The organism is Pseudomonas sp. Teo4 (genome assembly GCF_034387475.1).
Classification (GTDB): Bacteria; Pseudomonadota; Gammaproteobacteria; order Pseudomonadales; family Pseudomonadaceae; genus Aquipseudomonas.
This window is the reverse complement of the sequence record NZ_JAXCIL010000001.1, coordinates 2,175,306-2,191,255: the sequence shown is the minus strand read 5'-3', so window position 1 is coordinate 2,191,255 and position 15,950 is coordinate 2,175,306. Positions and strand designations below refer to the sequence as shown.

The 15,950-nt window shown below is 59.9% G+C and carries 13 protein-coding genes, 1 pseudogene and 2 riboswitches; of the genes and pseudogenes, 4 read left to right on the top strand and 10 right to left on the bottom strand.

The features are described from left to right. The first annotated feature begins 83 nt into the window (after positions 1-83). Positions 84-1,103, top strand: a complete 1,020-nt coding sequence (locus PspTeo4_RS09975; protein WP_322363550.1) for a LacI family DNA-binding transcriptional regulator — start codon at positions 84-86, stop codon at positions 1,101-1,103. A gap of 19 nt (positions 1,104-1,122) precedes the next feature. On the opposite strand, the gene PspTeo4_RS09970 is transcribed toward PspTeo4_RS09975, so the two are convergent. Together PspTeo4_RS09970 and PspTeo4_RS09965 are read right to left on the bottom strand one after the other, a co-directional pair. Continuing rightward, positions 1,123-2,016, bottom strand: coding sequence for a DUF6708 domain-containing protein (locus PspTeo4_RS09970; RefSeq protein ID WP_322363548.1), 894 nt, complete (start codon positions 2,014-2,016; stop codon positions 1,123-1,125). A 4-nt stretch (positions 2,017-2,020) separates the two neighbouring features. Further along, positions 2,021-5,011: a T6SS effector BTH_I2691 family protein gene (locus tag PspTeo4_RS09965; RefSeq protein ID WP_322363546.1), complete on the bottom strand. Its 2,991-nt coding sequence runs from the start codon at positions 5,009-5,011 to the stop codon at positions 2,021-2,023. 363 nt (positions 5,012-5,374) lie between these two features. On the opposite strand from PspTeo4_RS09965, the pseudogene PspTeo4_RS29855 reads away from it, so the two are divergent. Next, positions 5,375-6,157, top strand: a pseudogene (locus PspTeo4_RS29855) (PAS domain-containing protein); the annotation flags it as partial. A gap of 42 nt (positions 6,158-6,199) precedes the next feature. Next, positions 6,200-6,694 (top strand): methyl-accepting chemotaxis protein, encoded by a 495-nt coding sequence (locus tag PspTeo4_RS29850; RefSeq protein ID WP_416196947.1) that lies wholly within the window; start codon positions 6,200-6,202, stop codon positions 6,692-6,694. On the opposite strand, the gene PspTeo4_RS09955 is transcribed toward PspTeo4_RS29850, so the two are convergent. The 7 genes from PspTeo4_RS09955 to PspTeo4_RS09925 form a co-directional block, all read right to left on the bottom strand. Beyond that, complete coding sequence (locus PspTeo4_RS09955; RefSeq protein WP_322363544.1) at positions 6,669-9,941, bottom strand: transporter substrate-binding domain-containing protein; 3,273 nt, start codon at positions 9,939-9,941, stop codon at positions 6,669-6,671. The genes PspTeo4_RS29850 and PspTeo4_RS09955 overlap by 26 nt on opposite strands. Positions 9,942-9,954: 13 nt before the next feature. Beyond that, positions 9,955-10,569: a response regulator transcription factor gene (locus PspTeo4_RS09950; protein WP_322363542.1), complete on the bottom strand. Its 615-nt coding sequence runs from the start codon at positions 10,567-10,569 to the stop codon at positions 9,955-9,957. 219 nt (positions 10,570-10,788) lie between these two features. Continuing rightward, positions 10,789-11,031, bottom strand: a complete 243-nt coding sequence (locus PspTeo4_RS09945; protein WP_322363541.1) for a DUF1272 domain-containing protein — start codon at positions 11,029-11,031, stop codon at positions 10,789-10,791. Between the two features lie 66 nt (positions 11,032-11,097). After that, positions 11,098-11,850 (bottom strand): precorrin-4 C(11)-methyltransferase, encoded by a 753-nt coding sequence (gene cobM / locus PspTeo4_RS09940; protein ID WP_322363538.1) that lies wholly within the window; start codon positions 11,848-11,850, stop codon positions 11,098-11,100. Between the two features lie 32 nt (positions 11,851-11,882). Next, positions 11,883-12,323, bottom strand: coding sequence for a cobalamin biosynthesis protein (locus tag PspTeo4_RS09935; RefSeq protein WP_322363536.1), 441 nt, complete (start codon positions 12,321-12,323; stop codon positions 11,883-11,885). Then, positions 12,293-12,985, bottom strand: a complete 693-nt coding sequence (locus tag PspTeo4_RS09930) for a CbtA family protein (protein ID WP_322363534.1) — start codon at positions 12,983-12,985, stop codon at positions 12,293-12,295. Before PspTeo4_RS09930 ends, PspTeo4_RS09935 begins: the two co-directional genes overlap by 31 nt. A 10-nt stretch (positions 12,986-12,995) precedes the next feature. Then, positions 12,996-13,181: a CbtB domain-containing protein gene (locus PspTeo4_RS09925; RefSeq protein ID WP_322363533.1), complete on the bottom strand. Its 186-nt coding sequence runs from the start codon at positions 13,179-13,181 to the stop codon at positions 12,996-12,998. A 93-nt stretch (positions 13,182-13,274) separates the two neighbouring features. Beyond that, a riboswitch (cobalamin riboswitch) is annotated at positions 13,275-13,499 on the bottom strand. 382 nt (positions 13,500-13,881) lie between these two features. On the opposite strand from PspTeo4_RS09925, the gene PspTeo4_RS09920 reads away from it, so the two are divergent. Further along, on the top strand, positions 13,882-14,163 hold the full coding sequence (locus tag PspTeo4_RS09920) for a hypothetical protein (protein WP_322363532.1): 282 nt from the start codon (positions 13,882-13,884) through the stop codon (positions 14,161-14,163). Here the strand turns inward: PspTeo4_RS09920 and PspTeo4_RS09915 are convergent. Continuing rightward, entirely contained in the window at positions 14,151-15,275 is a 1,125-nt protein-coding gene (locus PspTeo4_RS09915) for an IS481 family transposase (RefSeq protein ID WP_322362636.1), read from the bottom strand. The two genes, PspTeo4_RS09920 and PspTeo4_RS09915, sit on opposite strands and share 13 nt — an antisense overlap. A gap of 370 nt (positions 15,276-15,645) precedes the next feature. After that, a riboswitch (cobalamin riboswitch) is annotated at positions 15,646-15,854 on the top strand. The last annotated feature ends 96 nt before the right edge of the window (positions 15,855-15,950 follow it).

The following is a 15,950-nucleotide window of genomic DNA, read 5'->3' as shown; positions in this document are numbered from 1 at the left end:
AAAGATTACATTGCCTGCGTCCTGAGACAGCGCTACCTTATGGCCGTTCCCCATCCTTGGCAAGTAGTAAAATTACAACATTCATGTCTCGCACAGGCTCTCGCACCACCGGTCGTCCCACGCTGGCAGAAGTTGCCCGGCTTTCCGGGGTATCCCCCATCACCGCGTCCCGTGCCTTGCGCGGCGTCAGCACCGTTGCGCCTGAACTGGTGGAAAAGGTCATGGCCGCTGCGGCGAGCCTGGGCTACGTCGCCAACCCAGCCGCCCGCGCCCTGGCGTCGGCACGCAGCCAGTCGGTGGTGGTGTTGATTCCTTCACTTTCCAACCAGCTGTTCATCGACACCCTGGAAGCCATCCACGAGGTCATGCGCCCTCGCGGACTGGAAGTGCTGATCGGTAACTATCACTACGATATTGCCGAGGAAGAGAACCTGATTCGCAATTATCTGGCCTACCAGCCGTGTGGCATGTTGCTGACCGGTTTCGACCGCAGCGATGCTTCGCGCCAGATGTTGGCGGCCAGCGGTGTGCCGTGTGTCCATATGATGGAGCTGGGCGGGGAGGTCGGACAGTTGTCGGTGGGCTTCTCCCAGCACCAGGCCGGCCGCGCCGCTGCCCGCCACCTGATCGACCGTGGCCGCCGCCGCCTGGCGTTCATCGCCGCGCAGCTCGACCCACGGGTGATGCAACGCGCCGAGGGTTTCCGCCAGGCCTTGGTGGATGCCGGGCTGCAAGCGACGGAATTGGAAATGCTGACGCCGGAACCGTCCTCCATCGCTTTGGGGGGTGAACTGTTCAGTCAGTTGCTGGAGCAGGCGCCGGATGTGGATGGCATTTTCTTCTGCAACGACGACCTGGCCCAAGGCGCGATCTTGCAAGCCATGCGCCAAGGTGTCGAGGTGCCTGGACGTGTGGCCATGGTGGGGTTCAACGACTTGCCCGCCTCGGCGCAGATGGTGCCGCGCCTGACCTCGATTCGTACGCCACGGGCAGCCGTGGGGCGTGGGGCTGCTCAAGCGCTGTTGGCACTGCTCGATGGCAAGCGGGTTGCGACCGAGCAGCAGGATTTGGGGTTTGAGTTGATGGTGCGGGAGAGTTCTTGAACGCCTGAAAAGTTGAGCTTTATCGGGTTTTTCTTTTTTTGGGTCGAGGCGGCGCTTTTTCAAATGCCTCGGGTGGAGGGGGTGCTGCCCGAACGTTGAACAGGCGGCAAACGAGGTACCAGCAGATCGCAACAGAAAGGTTGTAGGGAAACAGTACGGCCCAGAACGGCAGCAGCCAGAGTTTTTTCCCCTGCATTTCACCGGGCTCGCCGGTGCGCCATGGAGCGTAGTGCCGCCAGGCTTGCGCAGGTGTCAGACAAATTTCATGCAGTGGGCGGTACAACCAGCTGGGGTCACCGGGGGGCGGCAATTTCTCTGGGCCGTGGTCCATGAAATGACGTAGGTATTCCCAGACTTCGGCAACGTATTTGATATCGGATTCGGTGGGCTCATTGCTGTCTACCCAGAGGCAGTCTTTTTTATGGAGAGTGCCATCTGCCCGGCGTGGAGCGAATGCGAGTGCATAGCTGGTGCTGAAGGCAGAACCGCTGAATTCAGTGCGGCTGAATACGCCGCCTCCGACATTGTTCCAGTCGAAACTTATAAGTGTTCTTATTCGCTGGTAATGTATCTTTTTGGTTTCTCTGTTGAGGTATATGTTGGATAAGTTTTTGATGAAAAAGATCCTGTAGGCCAGGAAAGGGGCGAAGAGGAAGGGGGCTAAAGCATAAGTTGCGAGCAGTGACTTATCTCGGTATAGGTTGTATTTAAATCCGTCTGAGAGGATGTTTGGGTATATGTATAGTATTGATAGTAATATTGATGCTGTATATAGTTTTCCCATGAGCACTGAATCTGACACCCAAGGGTTGCGCAAGCATAGTGATTCTTTGGTTATGCTATGCACCTGGTAGGATATTTTTGGTACTGTTCCAGTGTCTTTTTTTGTACTGAATAGCCAGAGTACAGACATGGCGTTAGTCCTCGATTTCAAATTTCGCTGATGACTTTTCTTGTTCGTCGGGGCTTTGGTTTTGGTAATAATCTATGTTAAGTGTCGCTTTGTGTGCTCCCGAGGCTTCAGCTTCGAAGTGAAGTACTAAACCTTGTGGGGTAACGTGGCAGCGGGGATGTATTGAGGGGCTTGTTGCGTTCTTGTTTTTTTGTAGCATGTTTAATGTAGCTGACCACGTGCTCTGGTCGATAACGTATTCTCTTAACAGTATGGTGAATGTTACCGTGGGTGGCGGATTCGGTACTTCGTTAAAGGTGATGAGCGTCCAGTTAGGTGGCGTCCACGCTTCGCTCCTGCGCCACCCACTTCCCAAACCTTGCAGGCCTAATGTTTCTGCTTGCTCGGATGACAGTAAAATGGGCGCGTAGTATTCAGTGTGCCAAGCTTTGATTTCTTCTCTGAGGTCTTTGTATTGAGGGAGTCTATTGTTGAAGTCTAACGTTATGTTTTGATGGGTTTCACCATCGTTGAGGCGATTTCCGAAAATACTTCGGGCAGCCCACAGCTCCAAAGGGCTGTGAATTCGTTCGCTTGCTTTCGCATGGAGAGTAATTCCCCACGTGACAATTACTGCGCCTAAAAGTACCAAGGCTGCGGCGCCCCAGCCGGCAAAGGGAATGATACTTGTGACGCCGGCGATTGCGAGGCTGCTCTCTAGAATAATTGCTGAACCGATGGCGACTGTAACCCCTCCTTTTGCTGAGTAACCAGATGCAATGAGGTCGCCATTTTTTCCTTGTCGCGCGGACTTCTCTAAGTCCGAGTAGAGCCCCAGTAAAATCGCAGGGTAACCGGACACGCGAACAAATAGATTGCTTCCCAGAAACTTTACAAACCCATTGCCAAACGCCATGCCCGGTGCGGTTGTGCTCAAACGCAACATCACCGCCTTTTGCGTGGCCCGCACACTCACCAGTGTTGCCGCCGCCGCACCGATCACACCGAAGATGGATGCCGCAAACCCGGTGGTGTATTCCAGCGTGTCACTTTGCTGCAAACTGTTGTACGCCGCTTTCAGTGCAATCACATTGAACCAGAGCATCCCCGCGTTCAAACCCGTCCCCGCGCTCGACGTCAGCAACCCGATGAAGTTCGGCTTGACCCGTGCGGTGGTCGTCAGCTCGACGGTGACCATCCGGCTACCCGTGACCCGTAGTTGCTTCATCTCTTCGACCTGCGCCATCCCGGTCTTCAAGTAGCGTTCCACCTCCTGACTGAACGGGTTTTCCCGTATCAGCTGGTCGGTGATCCCGTAACGCGCGGCCAACAACCCCAGGGCCTTTTCGGCATTGGCTTCCTGGGCGGCGGCCAGCACCTGTTGGCGCAGTGTGTGACTGGCATCCCAGCGGGTCTGGCCGCGCATGCGTTTGAGCACCACGGCATTGACGGACTGGGCGGTGAGGTCGGTGATGTCGGCAATCGCTGGAAAGCGGCCGACGAGGCCTTCGATGACGTTGTCGCTGCCGCCCAGCAGGGTGCCGACGGCGTCGGCTTTGTCCTTGAACGGGTTGAACGGCGCCAGGGCCGTGTACAGCGGGCTGTCGTGCTGATCCAGCCAGCGCTCCAGGCGCCGGAAACGCTGGTCGTAGTCTTCGGTGCCCGGCACCGGTTGGCTCATGGGGTGGATCAGCAAGGCCAGGGCGATTTCCAGGCCTCGGGCGGAAACTATCTCGTTGCGGTCGTAGCAGGCCAGCGCTGCCGCCAGGCTGTACGGATCATCGATGTGCTGCGCTTCGGCGGTGGCCAGCCACAGGTCGTGATCGCTGATGGCCTGCATCGCCAGGGTGCGCAAGCCGTCGATGCGTTGTTCCAGTTCGTCGCGCTCGGCCAGGAACCGCTGGTACTTCACGGTATCGATACGCTGGGCCAGGCGTGCGCCACCGGGGGAATAGTCGGGGTGGGTCAGCGCTTGGTAGCGGGCCTGCGCCTTGGCCAGCGAGCTGACCGGTGAGTCTGGCAAAAGGTCTCGTGCAACGATCTCCGGGGTGGGCACATCGGCGGGGTACAGGCTCTCCAGCGTCTTGTTCAGCAGCATGGCCACCAGGTTTCGGTGGTGAAAGTCCTGGCTTTGCGCGCTTAGCCGTTCGGCATCCAGGCGGTAGCAGGCGGGTAGGCATTGCTGTGCGGGGCTCTGCGCGGGGCGGGTGTGCTCCAGTTGTTCGGACGGCATCAAGTCGCGCATCTGGTGCTGGTAGGCCGTAGCGGACAGGGCCAGGTCCAGCGCCATGCCTTCGGCGTCGGCCAGTGCTACCACCGCCGGGATTTTCGGCTGGGTGCTGGGGTAGTGTTTTGCCATGGCGCTGAGGTTGCCAATGGGCAGCAAGTCGTGGCGCGGGTGGCTGCTCCAGGTCAGCGACATGCGCCGGTCTTCCTGCTTGAAGTCCTCGACCCAAGTGGTCAGGGCGCTGACCGGCAATACGTGGGGCTGGGTGGACGGGACCTGGTTGTTGGCAATCAGTTCGGCCATGTCCAGCTGGCGCATATGCCGTTTGCGCACGGCGGCCGAAGTGGTGATGCGGGCGGTCATGGCGTTGGTCCACAGGTGCGGGCTGTAGCCAATCCAGACTTCACTGGCGGTGTCTGTGCAGGTGTCGGCCCAGACCCAGCCCATGGTCCGGCGGGACAGGTAGGCATCGCGGCGGTGGTAGCACTCCAGGCCGCGGTAGCGCAGTTCCTTGTAACGGCCCTCGCCGTCGTATTCATGGATGACCAGCTTTTCGCCTTCGGTGCCCCTCATGAACACATAGACATACCCTGGGCGCAGGGCGCGTAAGGTGTAGGCCGAGTGCTGCAGCGGGGGGAAGCCTTGTTCCAGATTGAAGCCGGAGTCGGTGTAGCAGCAGGGTGGGGCATCGGCCCCGCGCGGGACGATGGCGTAGCGCACCGGCAGGATGGGAACGCGTGCGCTGCAGGCAGGGTGGGAGACGGCGCGGCTTACGGTGGCGTCGGTCATCAGGGGTTTCCTTACGTGGTAACGGTAGTTGTTGAAGTCCTTTTCTGTCGTGCTGCGACGATCCAACAAGCAAGCATCCTCAGGGCAAAGGTATTCGCCTAAAAAACGTTCAGGTAGTTGAGAGGGGCACAGCAAGTTGGGGGCTGAGACTAGCGGGAAGTGAGTGGTGAATGAATATTTGGGCTTCCGAAAATCATGTAGGAAGTTTCTCTATTTCCAGCCTTTAAGGCAGCTATACAGAACACGACATGCAAAGACGGCATCCAGAGAGCACTGCTTAATCACAAAGTGATATCAGAATGCTTGCACGCCTCCAACGCCGATCTATGCTCTGGAAATTCCGCCATCAAGGAGCCCGGCACCATGTTCGATTTCCATCGCAAGTCCGACTTGATCGAGATCCAACGTTGCCATCAGGCCTTGGACGGCGTCGAAGCGAAGCTGGCGGCAATCAGCCGTTCCATGGCCATCATCGAGTTCGCGCCCGATGGCACCATCCTCGACGCCAATGAGCAGTTCTGCCGGGCCATGGGCTACAGCGCCGACGAGCTGCGGGGCAAGCATCATCGGCTGTTCTGTGACCCGGTCTACGCCAAAAGCGCCGAGTACCAACAGCTATGGCGTGAGCTGGGCCAGGGCAAGGCTATCAGCGGCACTTTCGAACGAATCAACAAGGCTGGTGAGGATGTCTGGCTGGAAGCCAGCTACATGCCGGTGCTCGACAAACATCAGCAGGTCACCAGCGTGATCAAGGTGGCCGCCGATATCAGTCAGCGAGTCAAGGATGAGCATGAAAGCGAAAGCCTGATCAAGGCCATTGGCCGGTCCATGGCGGTCATCGAGTTCACGCCCCAGGGAAGGGTGATCAAGGCCAACCAGAATTTCCTGACGACCATGGGCTATCGACTGGAGGAGGTGGTGGGCCGCCACCATGGTCTGTTCTGCCTGCCCCATGAGCGTGAGTCGGCCGAGTACCGGGAGTTCTGGGCGTCACTGAACCGTGGCGAATACCATTCCCATCGCTTCGAGCGTGTCAACAAGCAAGGCCAGACGGTTTATCTCGAGGCCTCTTACAATCCGATCTTCGACAGCAAGGGGCGACTGTACAAAGTGGTTAAGTTTGCCAGTGACATCACTGCCCAGATCAGCACCCAGCAAAGCGCCGCGGAGGCCGCCCACGCAAGTTCGGTGCAAACCGATGCCTGTGCCCGCAAGGGCACGGAGGTGGTGCAGCAGACTGTCGAGGTCATCGAGCAGATATCCCACGACCTCAACAACGCCGCCCGCAACATAGATGCCGTGAGCCGGCAGTCGGACGTCATCGGGCAGATTGTCCTGACTATCCGTGGCATTGCCGACCAGACCAATCTGCTGGCGTTGAATGCGGCCATCGAGGCCGCGCGTGCGGGTGAGCAGGGGCGTGGCTTTGCCGTGGTTGCCGATGAGGTGCGCAATCTGGCCGCCCGAACCAGCAAAGCGACGCTCGAGATTGTCGATGTGGTGCGGCAGAACCACGACCTGTCACTGACAGCGGTGGCCAGCATGCAGTCGAGCTTGTCTCGCACCGATCAGGGCGTGGCGCTCGCCAACGAGGCCGGTACGGTGATCATGGAAATCCAGCAGGGGTCGCGTCATGTGGTCGACGCCATCAGCCAGATCAACTCGACGTTGCAAATGCACTGAGGGTGTCGGCCAGCTCACGCTGCAGGCTCTGCAGGCTTGCTTCCAGGCGGCGTTGCAGGTCTGGGGTAGGCAGGTCTTGGGCGAGGGCCTGCTCCAGCGCTTCGCAATCTCGGACCACGCCACGTACCCTGACCATTTTGGCCCCCCCTTTGATGCGGTGGGTCACGACACGTAATGCCTCGGCAGTCGGCGCTGGGCCCAGTGCCCGGAGGGTGGCGAGGTCTTCACTTGCACTTTGCGCCAATTGCTCGAGCAAGCTGCGCGCCAGCTGCTCGTCATCCTGAGTCAGATGGCGTAACTCCTTGAGGTCAAAACCGCTTGGCCGTGCGTCAGGCGGTTCCGGCAATGTTGTAAGTCGGGGCAGGTGGGCCTTGAGTGTCTGCAGGCCGATCGGTTTGAACAGGCAATCATCCATGCCGTTGGCCAGGCATCGCGCACGCTCTTCGGCCTGGGCGTTGGCGGTGACGCCCATGATTCTGCAGGCAGGCTGTTGGTGTTGGCGCTCAAGCTCGCGAATGCGCCGGGTCAATTCGTGGCCGTCGATCACCGGCATGCTGCAGTCGGTAATCAGCAGATCGAACCTTGCCTCTTGCCAGAGGGCGAGCGCCACCGCGCCATTTTCGGCGAGGGTGACGCGATGGCCCAGGCTGGTGAGCTGCTTGTCCAGCAACAACAGGTTGGCGGGGTAGTCGTCGACCACCAGGATGTTGAGTGGGCTGCCGTCGTTTTCCTGTGCCGGACCATCGAGCGCGGCGAGTACGGGCGCTGAACTGGCTGGCAGCTTGAGTGCCACCTCCACCTTGGTGCCCACGCTTTCTACGCTTTGCAGGTTGAGTTTGCCGTCCATCAACTCAGCCAGGGTACGGCTGATGACCAGCCCCAGGCCTGCGCCTTGGCGCGTTCGTGTGCCACTGGCCTGGGCAAAACTGGTGAACAACCGAGCCTGGTCGGCCTCGCTGATGCCAATGCCGGTGTCGCGCACGCAAAGCTCGACCTGCAGTTCGCTGTCGGCCTGCGACGGCGTCACGTTCAGGCTGACTTCGACATTGCCGCGATCGGTGAACTTGATGGCATTGCTCAACAGATTGGAGAGGATCTGCTTGAGCCGCAACGGGTCAGCCAGTACCCAGATCGGCTGGGGCGGCACGGCACTTTGCAGGTGCAGGCCTTTGATCCGTGCGTTGCCCTCGAAGACGCGCACGGTGCCACGCACCAACTCGGCCAGGTCGGTGGGCATCGGTTGCAGTGTCATGTGGCCAGACTCGATGCGCGAAATGTCAAGAATGTCGCCGATCAGCTCAAGCAAGCCCACTGCTGAATCGTGTGCGGTTTGAAGGGTCTGCGTGTCGCCGTTGGCTGACCGTTTGTCCTCCAGGGCCAACTCCAGCAGACCGATCACTGCATTCATGGGCGTGCGGATTTCATGGCTCATGGTTGCCAGGAAGGTACTTTTGGTCTGGCTGGCCTGTTCGGCATCGTCCTTGGCCTGGCGCAGTTGTTCAAGCAGGCCGCGGCTTAGTGCCAGTTGGTCCTGCAATGCGTGCTGGGCCTCGGTGCGCTGCTGAATGAGCTTGCGCAGGTAGCTGTTCCAGAACACCACGCCAGCCAGCAGTAACGAAGATAGCACCAGCACCTGCAGGGCCAGGGTGCGATAGTCGCGCCATGGGCTGTCGCTGACCACGGTGCTTGTGCGCCAACGGTTGATCAGTTGGTCCAGCTCTTCCGGCGGAATGCTCAGCAGAACCTTGTCGAGAATGCTCTGCAACAATGGCTGCCCTGGTGCCACTGCGAACGCGGCGACGGCGGGGTCGTCGCCAAGGATGGCAGCGATGCGCAGTTTGTCCTTGAAGACATGGTTGATGTAGTAGCTCGCATTGATATGGTTGCTGTAGGCGACATCGGCTTCTTCGTTGGCCACGGCCTCCATCAGGCCAAGCGGGTTGTCGACTTCGACGATTCTGGCGTGCGGGTATTGTCGCTGCACTTCTGCCAGTTGGGGCGAGCCACGTAACAGGGCAATTCGCTGGCCATCCAGCGCTGTGGCCTGGCTTGGCGAGGGTGAGGAACTGCGGGTTACCAGCACCCTGGGGCTGACCAGGTAAGGGCGGGTGTAGCGCAGTTGCTGGGCGCGCGCCGTACCGTAACCCAGCGCGCCGATCATTTGCGCTTCACCCCGGGCCAGTTGTTCAACCATGGTCTGCACTGAATGTTGCTCGATCAGCTTGAACTGCAAGCCGGTGCGCAAGGTTATCTGTTTCAGCAGCTCCAGGGTGATGCCACTTGAGCGCTGCTGGGTATTGTTGAATGTCAGTGGCGCCAGGGCCGGGTTGACCAGCACGCTGACGGTTGGATGCTGGGCGATCCAGTCTTCTTCCTCAGGGCTCAGGGCTGCCAGGTGTCGCATCATCAACAGGCTGGTGTTGCCGCTGGTCCAGCGGCGCAGGATGTTCAGGCGCTCGCTTTCGGTGATTCTGGCCAGGGCTTTATCGACCAGGCGCTGCAAGCGCGGGTTGTCATTGGCCAGGGCGAAGGAAAAAGTGCCAGCCGGTGCCAGGCAGAAGTGATCGATCTTGACTGTGCCCTGGTAGCTCTTGCCGATCAGGAAGTCGGTACTGATTGCATCGCCCAGGTAGGCATCCGCCTCGCCCAGTTCGACAGCGGCGAGGCCGGCCTGGGTGGAGCGGTAAAGGCTCAAACGGGCCTTCGGGTACAGTGCGCGGACTGTCTCGCCCGGCAGGTAGTGATCGACCATGGCCAGGCGCAGCCCATCCAGATCCATGGTGTTTTTCAGCGTACGGCCTTCGCGAGTGGCAATGACCGGCAGGTCGTCGGTGTAAGGCTGGCTGAGGACCAAATGGGCGTCGGCAGCCTCGAAACCATTTGAACTGCCCAGCAGATCGATGCGCCCGTCGCGCAGGGCGGCAATCGCTTCGTGCCGGTTGGGGAAACGCAGTACCTTGATGGGTACTCCCAATTGCTCGGCGATCAGTCCGGCGTAGTCCGCGCTCAGGCCTTCGTAGTCCGCCAGGCTGGTATTGATTTCAAACGGTGGGTAGTCGGGGCGCGAGCTACCCAGAATCAACACTTGGCGCTGCTGGAGCCATTGGCGGTCCTGAGCGTCCAGTGTCAAGGGTGAAGCGGCACTCAGCGAACGTGCCAGCAGGTTTCGTTGCTCACTGCCAGCCAGCGCCCCGAGAGGCCAAGCCAGGCACAGGGCCAGCAGCATGATCGACAGTGGGCGCGTCATGGCAGTTGATTGCTCAGTTGACGTTGTTGCGCTTGGCCAGATCAACCATTTCCACCAGCGACTCGGTCTTGAGTTTTTCCATGATGCGTCCGCGGTAGGTGCTGATGGTCTTGGCGCTGAGGTTCATGCAGGTGCCGATGTTCTTGTTGTTTTCGCCCCGTGACAGGCGGCGAAGCACTTCCATCTCGCGGTTGGAGAGGCTGCTCAGGCGCACGGTTTCGCTTTCCAGCGAGTTGCTGTTGACCGACATCTGCGGGAAGGTCGAGTAACCTTTGATCAGGGCCTTGAGGGCAAAGATCAGGGCGTCGTAGTCTTCTTCCTTGGTGACAAAGGCGCCAATCCCTGCGTCTAGACAGCGGCGTACGTAGAGGTCAGTTGCCTGGCCGGTAAGCACCATGATTTTTGGTCGGGGCTCCAGACTCTGCAGGCGCTTGATCACTTCCATGCCATCCAGGCCGGGCAGGCCGATGTCCAAGACCACCACGTCGGGCCGTAGCTCACGCGCCTTCTGTGCGACTTCACTGCCATCGCCCACCTCACCGATGACGTGGAAACGTTCGCGCTCTAGCAGTATGCGCAATGAAAGACGAACGATGGGGTGATCGTCGACGATCAGCACGGTTGTCATTTAGCTAACTCCTGTCGGAAGGTAATCCGTTTCCTGAAACTGTCAGGAATACGTTTGCATCGGCTTTTTCAGAAGCGTTGCAAGATACTTCCATTCAGGATGCTTGGTAATGGCGAGTATAGATCCGTTGAATATGCAGGTTGAGTTTGGTGAAAAGTCCTACAGGCTGCTGGGATTTGGCATCGCCAAGGCACAGGTTGGCGATGCCCATGGAGCGTCTCAGGCGCAAGCAGCGTGTGGTTTCAGCACGCGTTGAGTGGAGGCGGGGTTGTTGCTCAGTGCCTGGCCAACGCGGCTGGGTCGCGCTACCAATTGCCCCGAGCAGTTCGGGCAACGGCCATGTAATCGGGTATCGGCGCAAGCACGGCAGAAGGTGCACTCGAACGAGCAGATGAAAGCATCCGGGCTGTCACCCGGCAAATCGGCATCGCAGCATTCGCAATTGGGGCGTAGCTCCAGCATGGGCGTGACTCCGGTTCGAGAGAGGTACACCGGAGTCTGCTACGGCCTTTACGCGCTTGGCAATGCTTAATCGCCGGGGCGATACAGGTGGGCGTGGCCTGCTCGGTACAGGGCGGATTCGGCGAACGGTGCATCCCCCAGCACATGGCCTACGAGGATCAGCGAGGTGCGGCGAAACCCCTTGGCCGCAACCTGCTCGAGAATATTGCCAAGGGTGCCACGCACCCAGTCCTGATCAGGCCAGGTGGCGCGATGGACCACGGCAATCGGGCAGTCGGGCCCATAGTGGGGCATCAGCTCGTCAACGATTCGCGGTAGATGCTTGACCCCCAAATGGATGGCCAGGGTGCTGCCATGACGAGCCAGGTCCGCCAATTGCTCGCCAGCCGGCATGGGTGAACTGTCGCCGTAGCGGGTGAGGATCACGGTTTGCGCCACGTCGGGCAGTGTCAGTTCGCAGCCGAGCAACGCGGCGCTTGCGGCAGCGGCAGTCACGCCGGGAACGATCTGGTAGTCGATGCCAAGCTCGCGCAGGTGGCGGATCTGTTCGCCGATGGCGCCGTACAGACTGGGGTCGCCACTGTGTACGCGGGCCACGTCCTGACCCTTCTCGTGGGCCTCACGCATCGCTGCGATGATCTGCTCCAGGTGAAGCGGGGCACTGTTGATGACGGTTTGCGCCTGGTGGCCTTCAAGCACGGCTGCTGGAACCAGCGAGCCTGCATAGATGATCACTGGGCATTGGCGGATCAGGCGCTGACCCTTGACCGTGATCAGATCCGGGTCGCCGGGGCCGGCACCAATGAAGTAGACCGTCATGGAAAGTCCTTGCAGGTAAATGAATGGATCGATTATCGGCCACAAGCCAGGGCGAGGGTAGCCGGGCCAAGCACCTGGCGAGTAACCACAAGCCGCGCCGCACCTTGATGTCGGGTGGCAAGCGCCAAGGCAGCACTCTCCGCTACACCCCAGCAGCCGCTGTGAGCGAACACGGTTGGCGAACGGTGGCTGAGCAGCGGTTCGAAGGGCAGCAGTTGCGCAGAGTCGAACAGCGTAAGCGGCAGGTCGAGCTGTTCGGCGAGTTGCAGTAACCCCGGTTCGTCGGCTTTTGCGTCGATGCTGGCAATACCGCCCAGCGCGGCCACCGACAGGCCAAGCGCATCCAGCGCCTGGCGCAGCAGGGTGTCGAGCGTTGTCGCCGGGCAGCCCTGACGGCAGCCAATGCCTGCGTACAGCTTGGACGACGACACCCCAGTGGCCTTCAAGCCTGGCTTGAGCGGCGGTACAACCACGCGCTGATCAGGCCCAGTGCCAGCCAGAAGGCGGCATTGGTCAGCCAGGAGGCGAACACGAACTGGGTTTCCAGTGCTTCGGGGGCCAGGCTTTGGTGCACTTCAGGCTGCGGCGCGCCGATCACGTGCGGCAGGACCAGCACGACCGCGCCCAACGCTTTGAGCAAGCCATGCCGGGCGAAAACCAGCAATGCCAGGCCCAATGCGGTAGCGGCAGCGGTGCCGATCCACCAGGTTTGCCGTTGCCCCAGTTCTGCGGCGGCGGTACCGGGCAGTTCCGGTGGCAAGCCGAGGGTGGGGGCCAGGCAGAACACGGCGAACCCGGCCAGGCCCCACCATGCGCCGGTGGCTACCCGGTTTGGCTCGCGCAGGCTGTACAGCGCAGCCAGAATCAGCGCGAAGCCAACGGCCACCACCAGATTGCCGCCGGTGGTCGACAGCACACGTTGCCAGCCATCTTCCGGTGACCAGGCTTCAGCACTGTGTTCATGGGTGTGCGCCGCTTCGCCTTCATGGCTGTGCTGTTCAACAGCTGGCGCGGCGGATTCGTAGGTTTCCGCTTCAAGGATCAGGGGGGTGACCCAGAAGCTCTGCAGCAAGGTCAGCAGAAGTGCGGCAAGCAAGCCGCTGAAGCCTGCCGTACGGGCGATGCGCTTGATCATGCGGGCGGGCTCAGTGGCAGGGGAAGGCGGCGCTGTGGCGAGTATCGTGGGCGGCATTGTGGACCGCTTCGATGTGCGAGAAGCCTGCGAAATAGACCAGGCACAGGCCCAGCAGGCTGGCACCTACGGCGATAACGAGGCGCTGGCTGAGGGTAATGGGGGTGGCGATGCTGTGTTTGGCGCTGGTGACGGGCATGACGCGTTCCTCTGCTTTTTGTGGGCAATGGGCAGGCGCGGCAACCCCGGGCGCGAAGTGCCCAGGGGAATGCGACAGCGCCCGCCCACCGCGGGGTGTTCATGAACGCCAGGCCGGTCTCCGGGCTTGCGAGGAGGAGCAGGGCTCCTTGGAAAAGGTCACCTTCCCATGCCTGATGCACTGGCACAGTGGTCTAGACGCTTCGCTCGCTTACCGTTGCGGGGGCAGCACCGGCCTTGTCCAGCCCTGTCGAGGGGCTGTGACGCACCGGTTTCCCGTTTCACCCCCCTAGGGGGCACCTGAACGCAAGGCGTAAGGAGAGCACGGGGCGGGATGCGCGTCAAATGCAGTTACATTTCAAGAATGATTTTGCCCTGCTTTTGCTCTGCTTTTGCTTCTAGCGCGCGGTAGTTCAGACGCAGCAGATTGCGACTTCAGGAGGCCGAGTGGAGGTCTTGCGGAGGGAGGTGACGGGCATGGATGCCCGTCAAGCGCTGCGGCCCAGGATGGGCCGTACAGCGCGGTCCTCCCGGGAGCAAGACCGGAGCGAGGGAACCCCGGAGCGAAGCGTAGGGGCCGGATGTAGGAGCCGACGGTTTTTGGTTCCTTTTTGCCACGACTGTACGGACCGTACACGTGTCCACCATGTGTCCAGTCCGTACAGCCACGACAAAAAGGGACCCGCTGTAAGAGCGGAAAGGTGAATGTGCGTCACCACCGTGAATGGATATGCTCCAAACTTTCAAAACCGACGACGGCCAAAAAGCAGAAAAGCAGAAAAGCAGAAAAGCAGAAAAGCAGAAAAGCAGAAAAGCAGAAAAGCAGGAATTTAGCGGCACTTGAGGCAGGTGAATATCCATTTGCGATGGAGGCGCTTATTCACCTTTCCGCCCTTACGGCGGGTTCCTTTGGTCTTGGTGTACGGACCGGACACATGGTGGACACGTGTGCGGAGACATGGTTGACAGATTATGAACCGTAATCCGGCTTGGTCACGTCGATTGTCCGCAGGAAATGATGGCAGAAGTAGACATTGAACAAGCCCCCGCCTTCAGCATTAGGACGTATAGCAATTTCATGCCCAGCCAGGCCTTTCGCAATACTGAAGTAACGTTTCTGGAAACGGAACCGGCTGTGATAGACCTTGGCCACTACATCGTCAGGCCCGTACTCAAACGCCTTCAACTGCTGCGGATAGGCCCAAGTACTGGTGCGGTATCGGTCTATAGGCACCTGGTATCCCAAGGCTTGATGAGGCCGTTGGAGGTTATAGATATCGCGCCATCGATCAAACGCAGCTTGAGCCTCCATCAGCGTGGAAAACTGGCGCCCATCGAGCACCTCAGCTTTGAGAGAACGATGGAAGCGCTCGAGCTTGCCATTGGTTTGAGGATGATAGGGACGACTGAAACTTATTCGGATCCCCAGTTGAATCAGCCAGATACTTAGCTCTGTGACCTCTCCAGGATTGCGCGGTGAGCCCCACGGTGCACCGTTATCGACGTTGATTCGCGCCGGCAAACCATAGTGCTGGAAGACTTCCACCATCTTCTCCTTGACCGTCGCACCCCGTTCGCTGTCACAGGCCTGTATGGCCAGGCTGAAGCGAGAATGGTCATCCAGCACGGTCAAAGGATGGCATCGGCCTTGTTGCGTCGGGAAATGTCCTTTGAAGTCCATCTGCCATAGATCATTAGGAGCATCATGCTCAAACCTCAGCATGGCCTCACGCGTCGTTTGAGCAGGCAGAATCAGGCCATGGCGGCGGAGGATATTGGTAACGGTGCTGGGCGCGACACGGTTGTGCAGCAGGTTACTGATCGTGCGTCCTCCCCATGCCGGATGTTCTTGCCGAAGCGCTATGACTTCTGCCTCCAAGGCGGCTTCAGTCAGTTTCGGACTATTGAAGGGGCGTCGGGACTTCTCCTGAAGGCCTGACCGGCCTTGAGCCTCATAGCGCTCGAGCCATTTGTAGGCGGTTTGAGGGCTGATACCGAATAGCCGGCACAGTTGGCGTTTGTTGCTGCCGGGTTGCCGCGCCAGGGCAATAAACTCTTCTTTCAGGCTCATGGCATCTCTCGTATTCCAGGGCATGATGGCAATCCGGCAAAGTGAGCTCGCCGGAAAGTGTCAACCATGTCCCCGTACACGTGTCCACCATGTGTCCGGTCTATACATCTTGGCCAAAGGAACCAAAGCCGCTGGCTCCTACATCCGGCCCCTACGCTACGCTCCGGGGTCCCCTCGCTCCGGTCTTGCTCCCGGAAGGACCGCGCTGTACGGCCCATCCTGGGCCGCAGCGCTTGACGGGCATCCATGCCCGTCACCTTCCTTCGCAAGACCTCCGCTCGGCCTCCTGACGTCGCAATCTGCTGCGTCTGAACTACCGCGCACTAAAAGCAAGAGCCGAGCAACACCAACAGCAAGCGATCATGCGAACAGTTGACCACCCGCCACCCCACGCGTAGCCTTGCCGCTTCGAGGTTCTTCGGCCCGGCCGAAGCTAAGACGGGAACGCGGTACAAGCCGCGGCTGCCCCCGCAACTGTAAGCACCGACAACGGATCGACACAGCCACTGCGCCCGCGCGGGAAGGCGTCATCCCACCAGCCCCTTCGTAGCGGGGGGCGAAACGGTGCAAGCCAGGAGACCTGCCTCGAACGATTTCGACTTTCAACCGGGCGGGGTGATCCGGTGGCGAACAAGCCCGGCATGCCTTGCCCGTGGCTGTCGTCCCGCATGCCCGCCATCCTGCCAAGGGCATTGCGAC

Coding starts and splice junctions, on each gene's coding strand:
- PspTeo4_RS09975 (WP_322363550.1), top strand. CDS start 84: ATGTCTCGCACAGGCTCTCGCACCACCGGTCGTCCCACGCTGGCAGAA.
- PspTeo4_RS09970 (WP_322363548.1), bottom strand. CDS start 2,016: ATGTCTGTACTCTGGCTATTCAGTACAAAAAAAGACACTGGAACAGTA.
- PspTeo4_RS09965 (WP_322363546.1), bottom strand. CDS start 5,011: ATGACCGACGCCACCGTAAGCCGCGCCGTCTCCCACCCTGCCTGCAGC.
- PspTeo4_RS09955 (WP_322363544.1), bottom strand. CDS start 9,941: ATGACGCGCCCACTGTCGATCATGCTGCTGGCCCTGTGCCTGGCTTGG.
- PspTeo4_RS09950 (WP_322363542.1), bottom strand. CDS start 10,569: ATGACAACCGTGCTGATCGTCGACGATCACCCCATCGTTCGTCTTTCA.
- PspTeo4_RS09945 (WP_322363541.1), bottom strand. CDS start 11,031: ATGCTGGAGCTACGCCCCAATTGCGAATGCTGCGATGCCGATTTGCCG.
- cobM (WP_322363538.1), bottom strand. CDS start 11,850: ATGACGGTCTACTTCATTGGTGCCGGCCCCGGCGACCCGGATCTGATC.
- PspTeo4_RS09930 (WP_322363534.1), bottom strand. CDS start 12,985: ATGATCAAGCGCATCGCCCGTACGGCAGGCTTCAGCGGCTTGCTTGCC.
- PspTeo4_RS09925 (WP_322363533.1), bottom strand. CDS start 13,181: ATGCCCGTCACCAGCGCCAAACACAGCATCGCCACCCCCATTACCCTC.
- PspTeo4_RS09915 (WP_322362636.1), bottom strand. CDS start 15,275: ATGCCCTGGAATACGAGAGATGCCATGAGCCTGAAAGAAGAGTTTATT.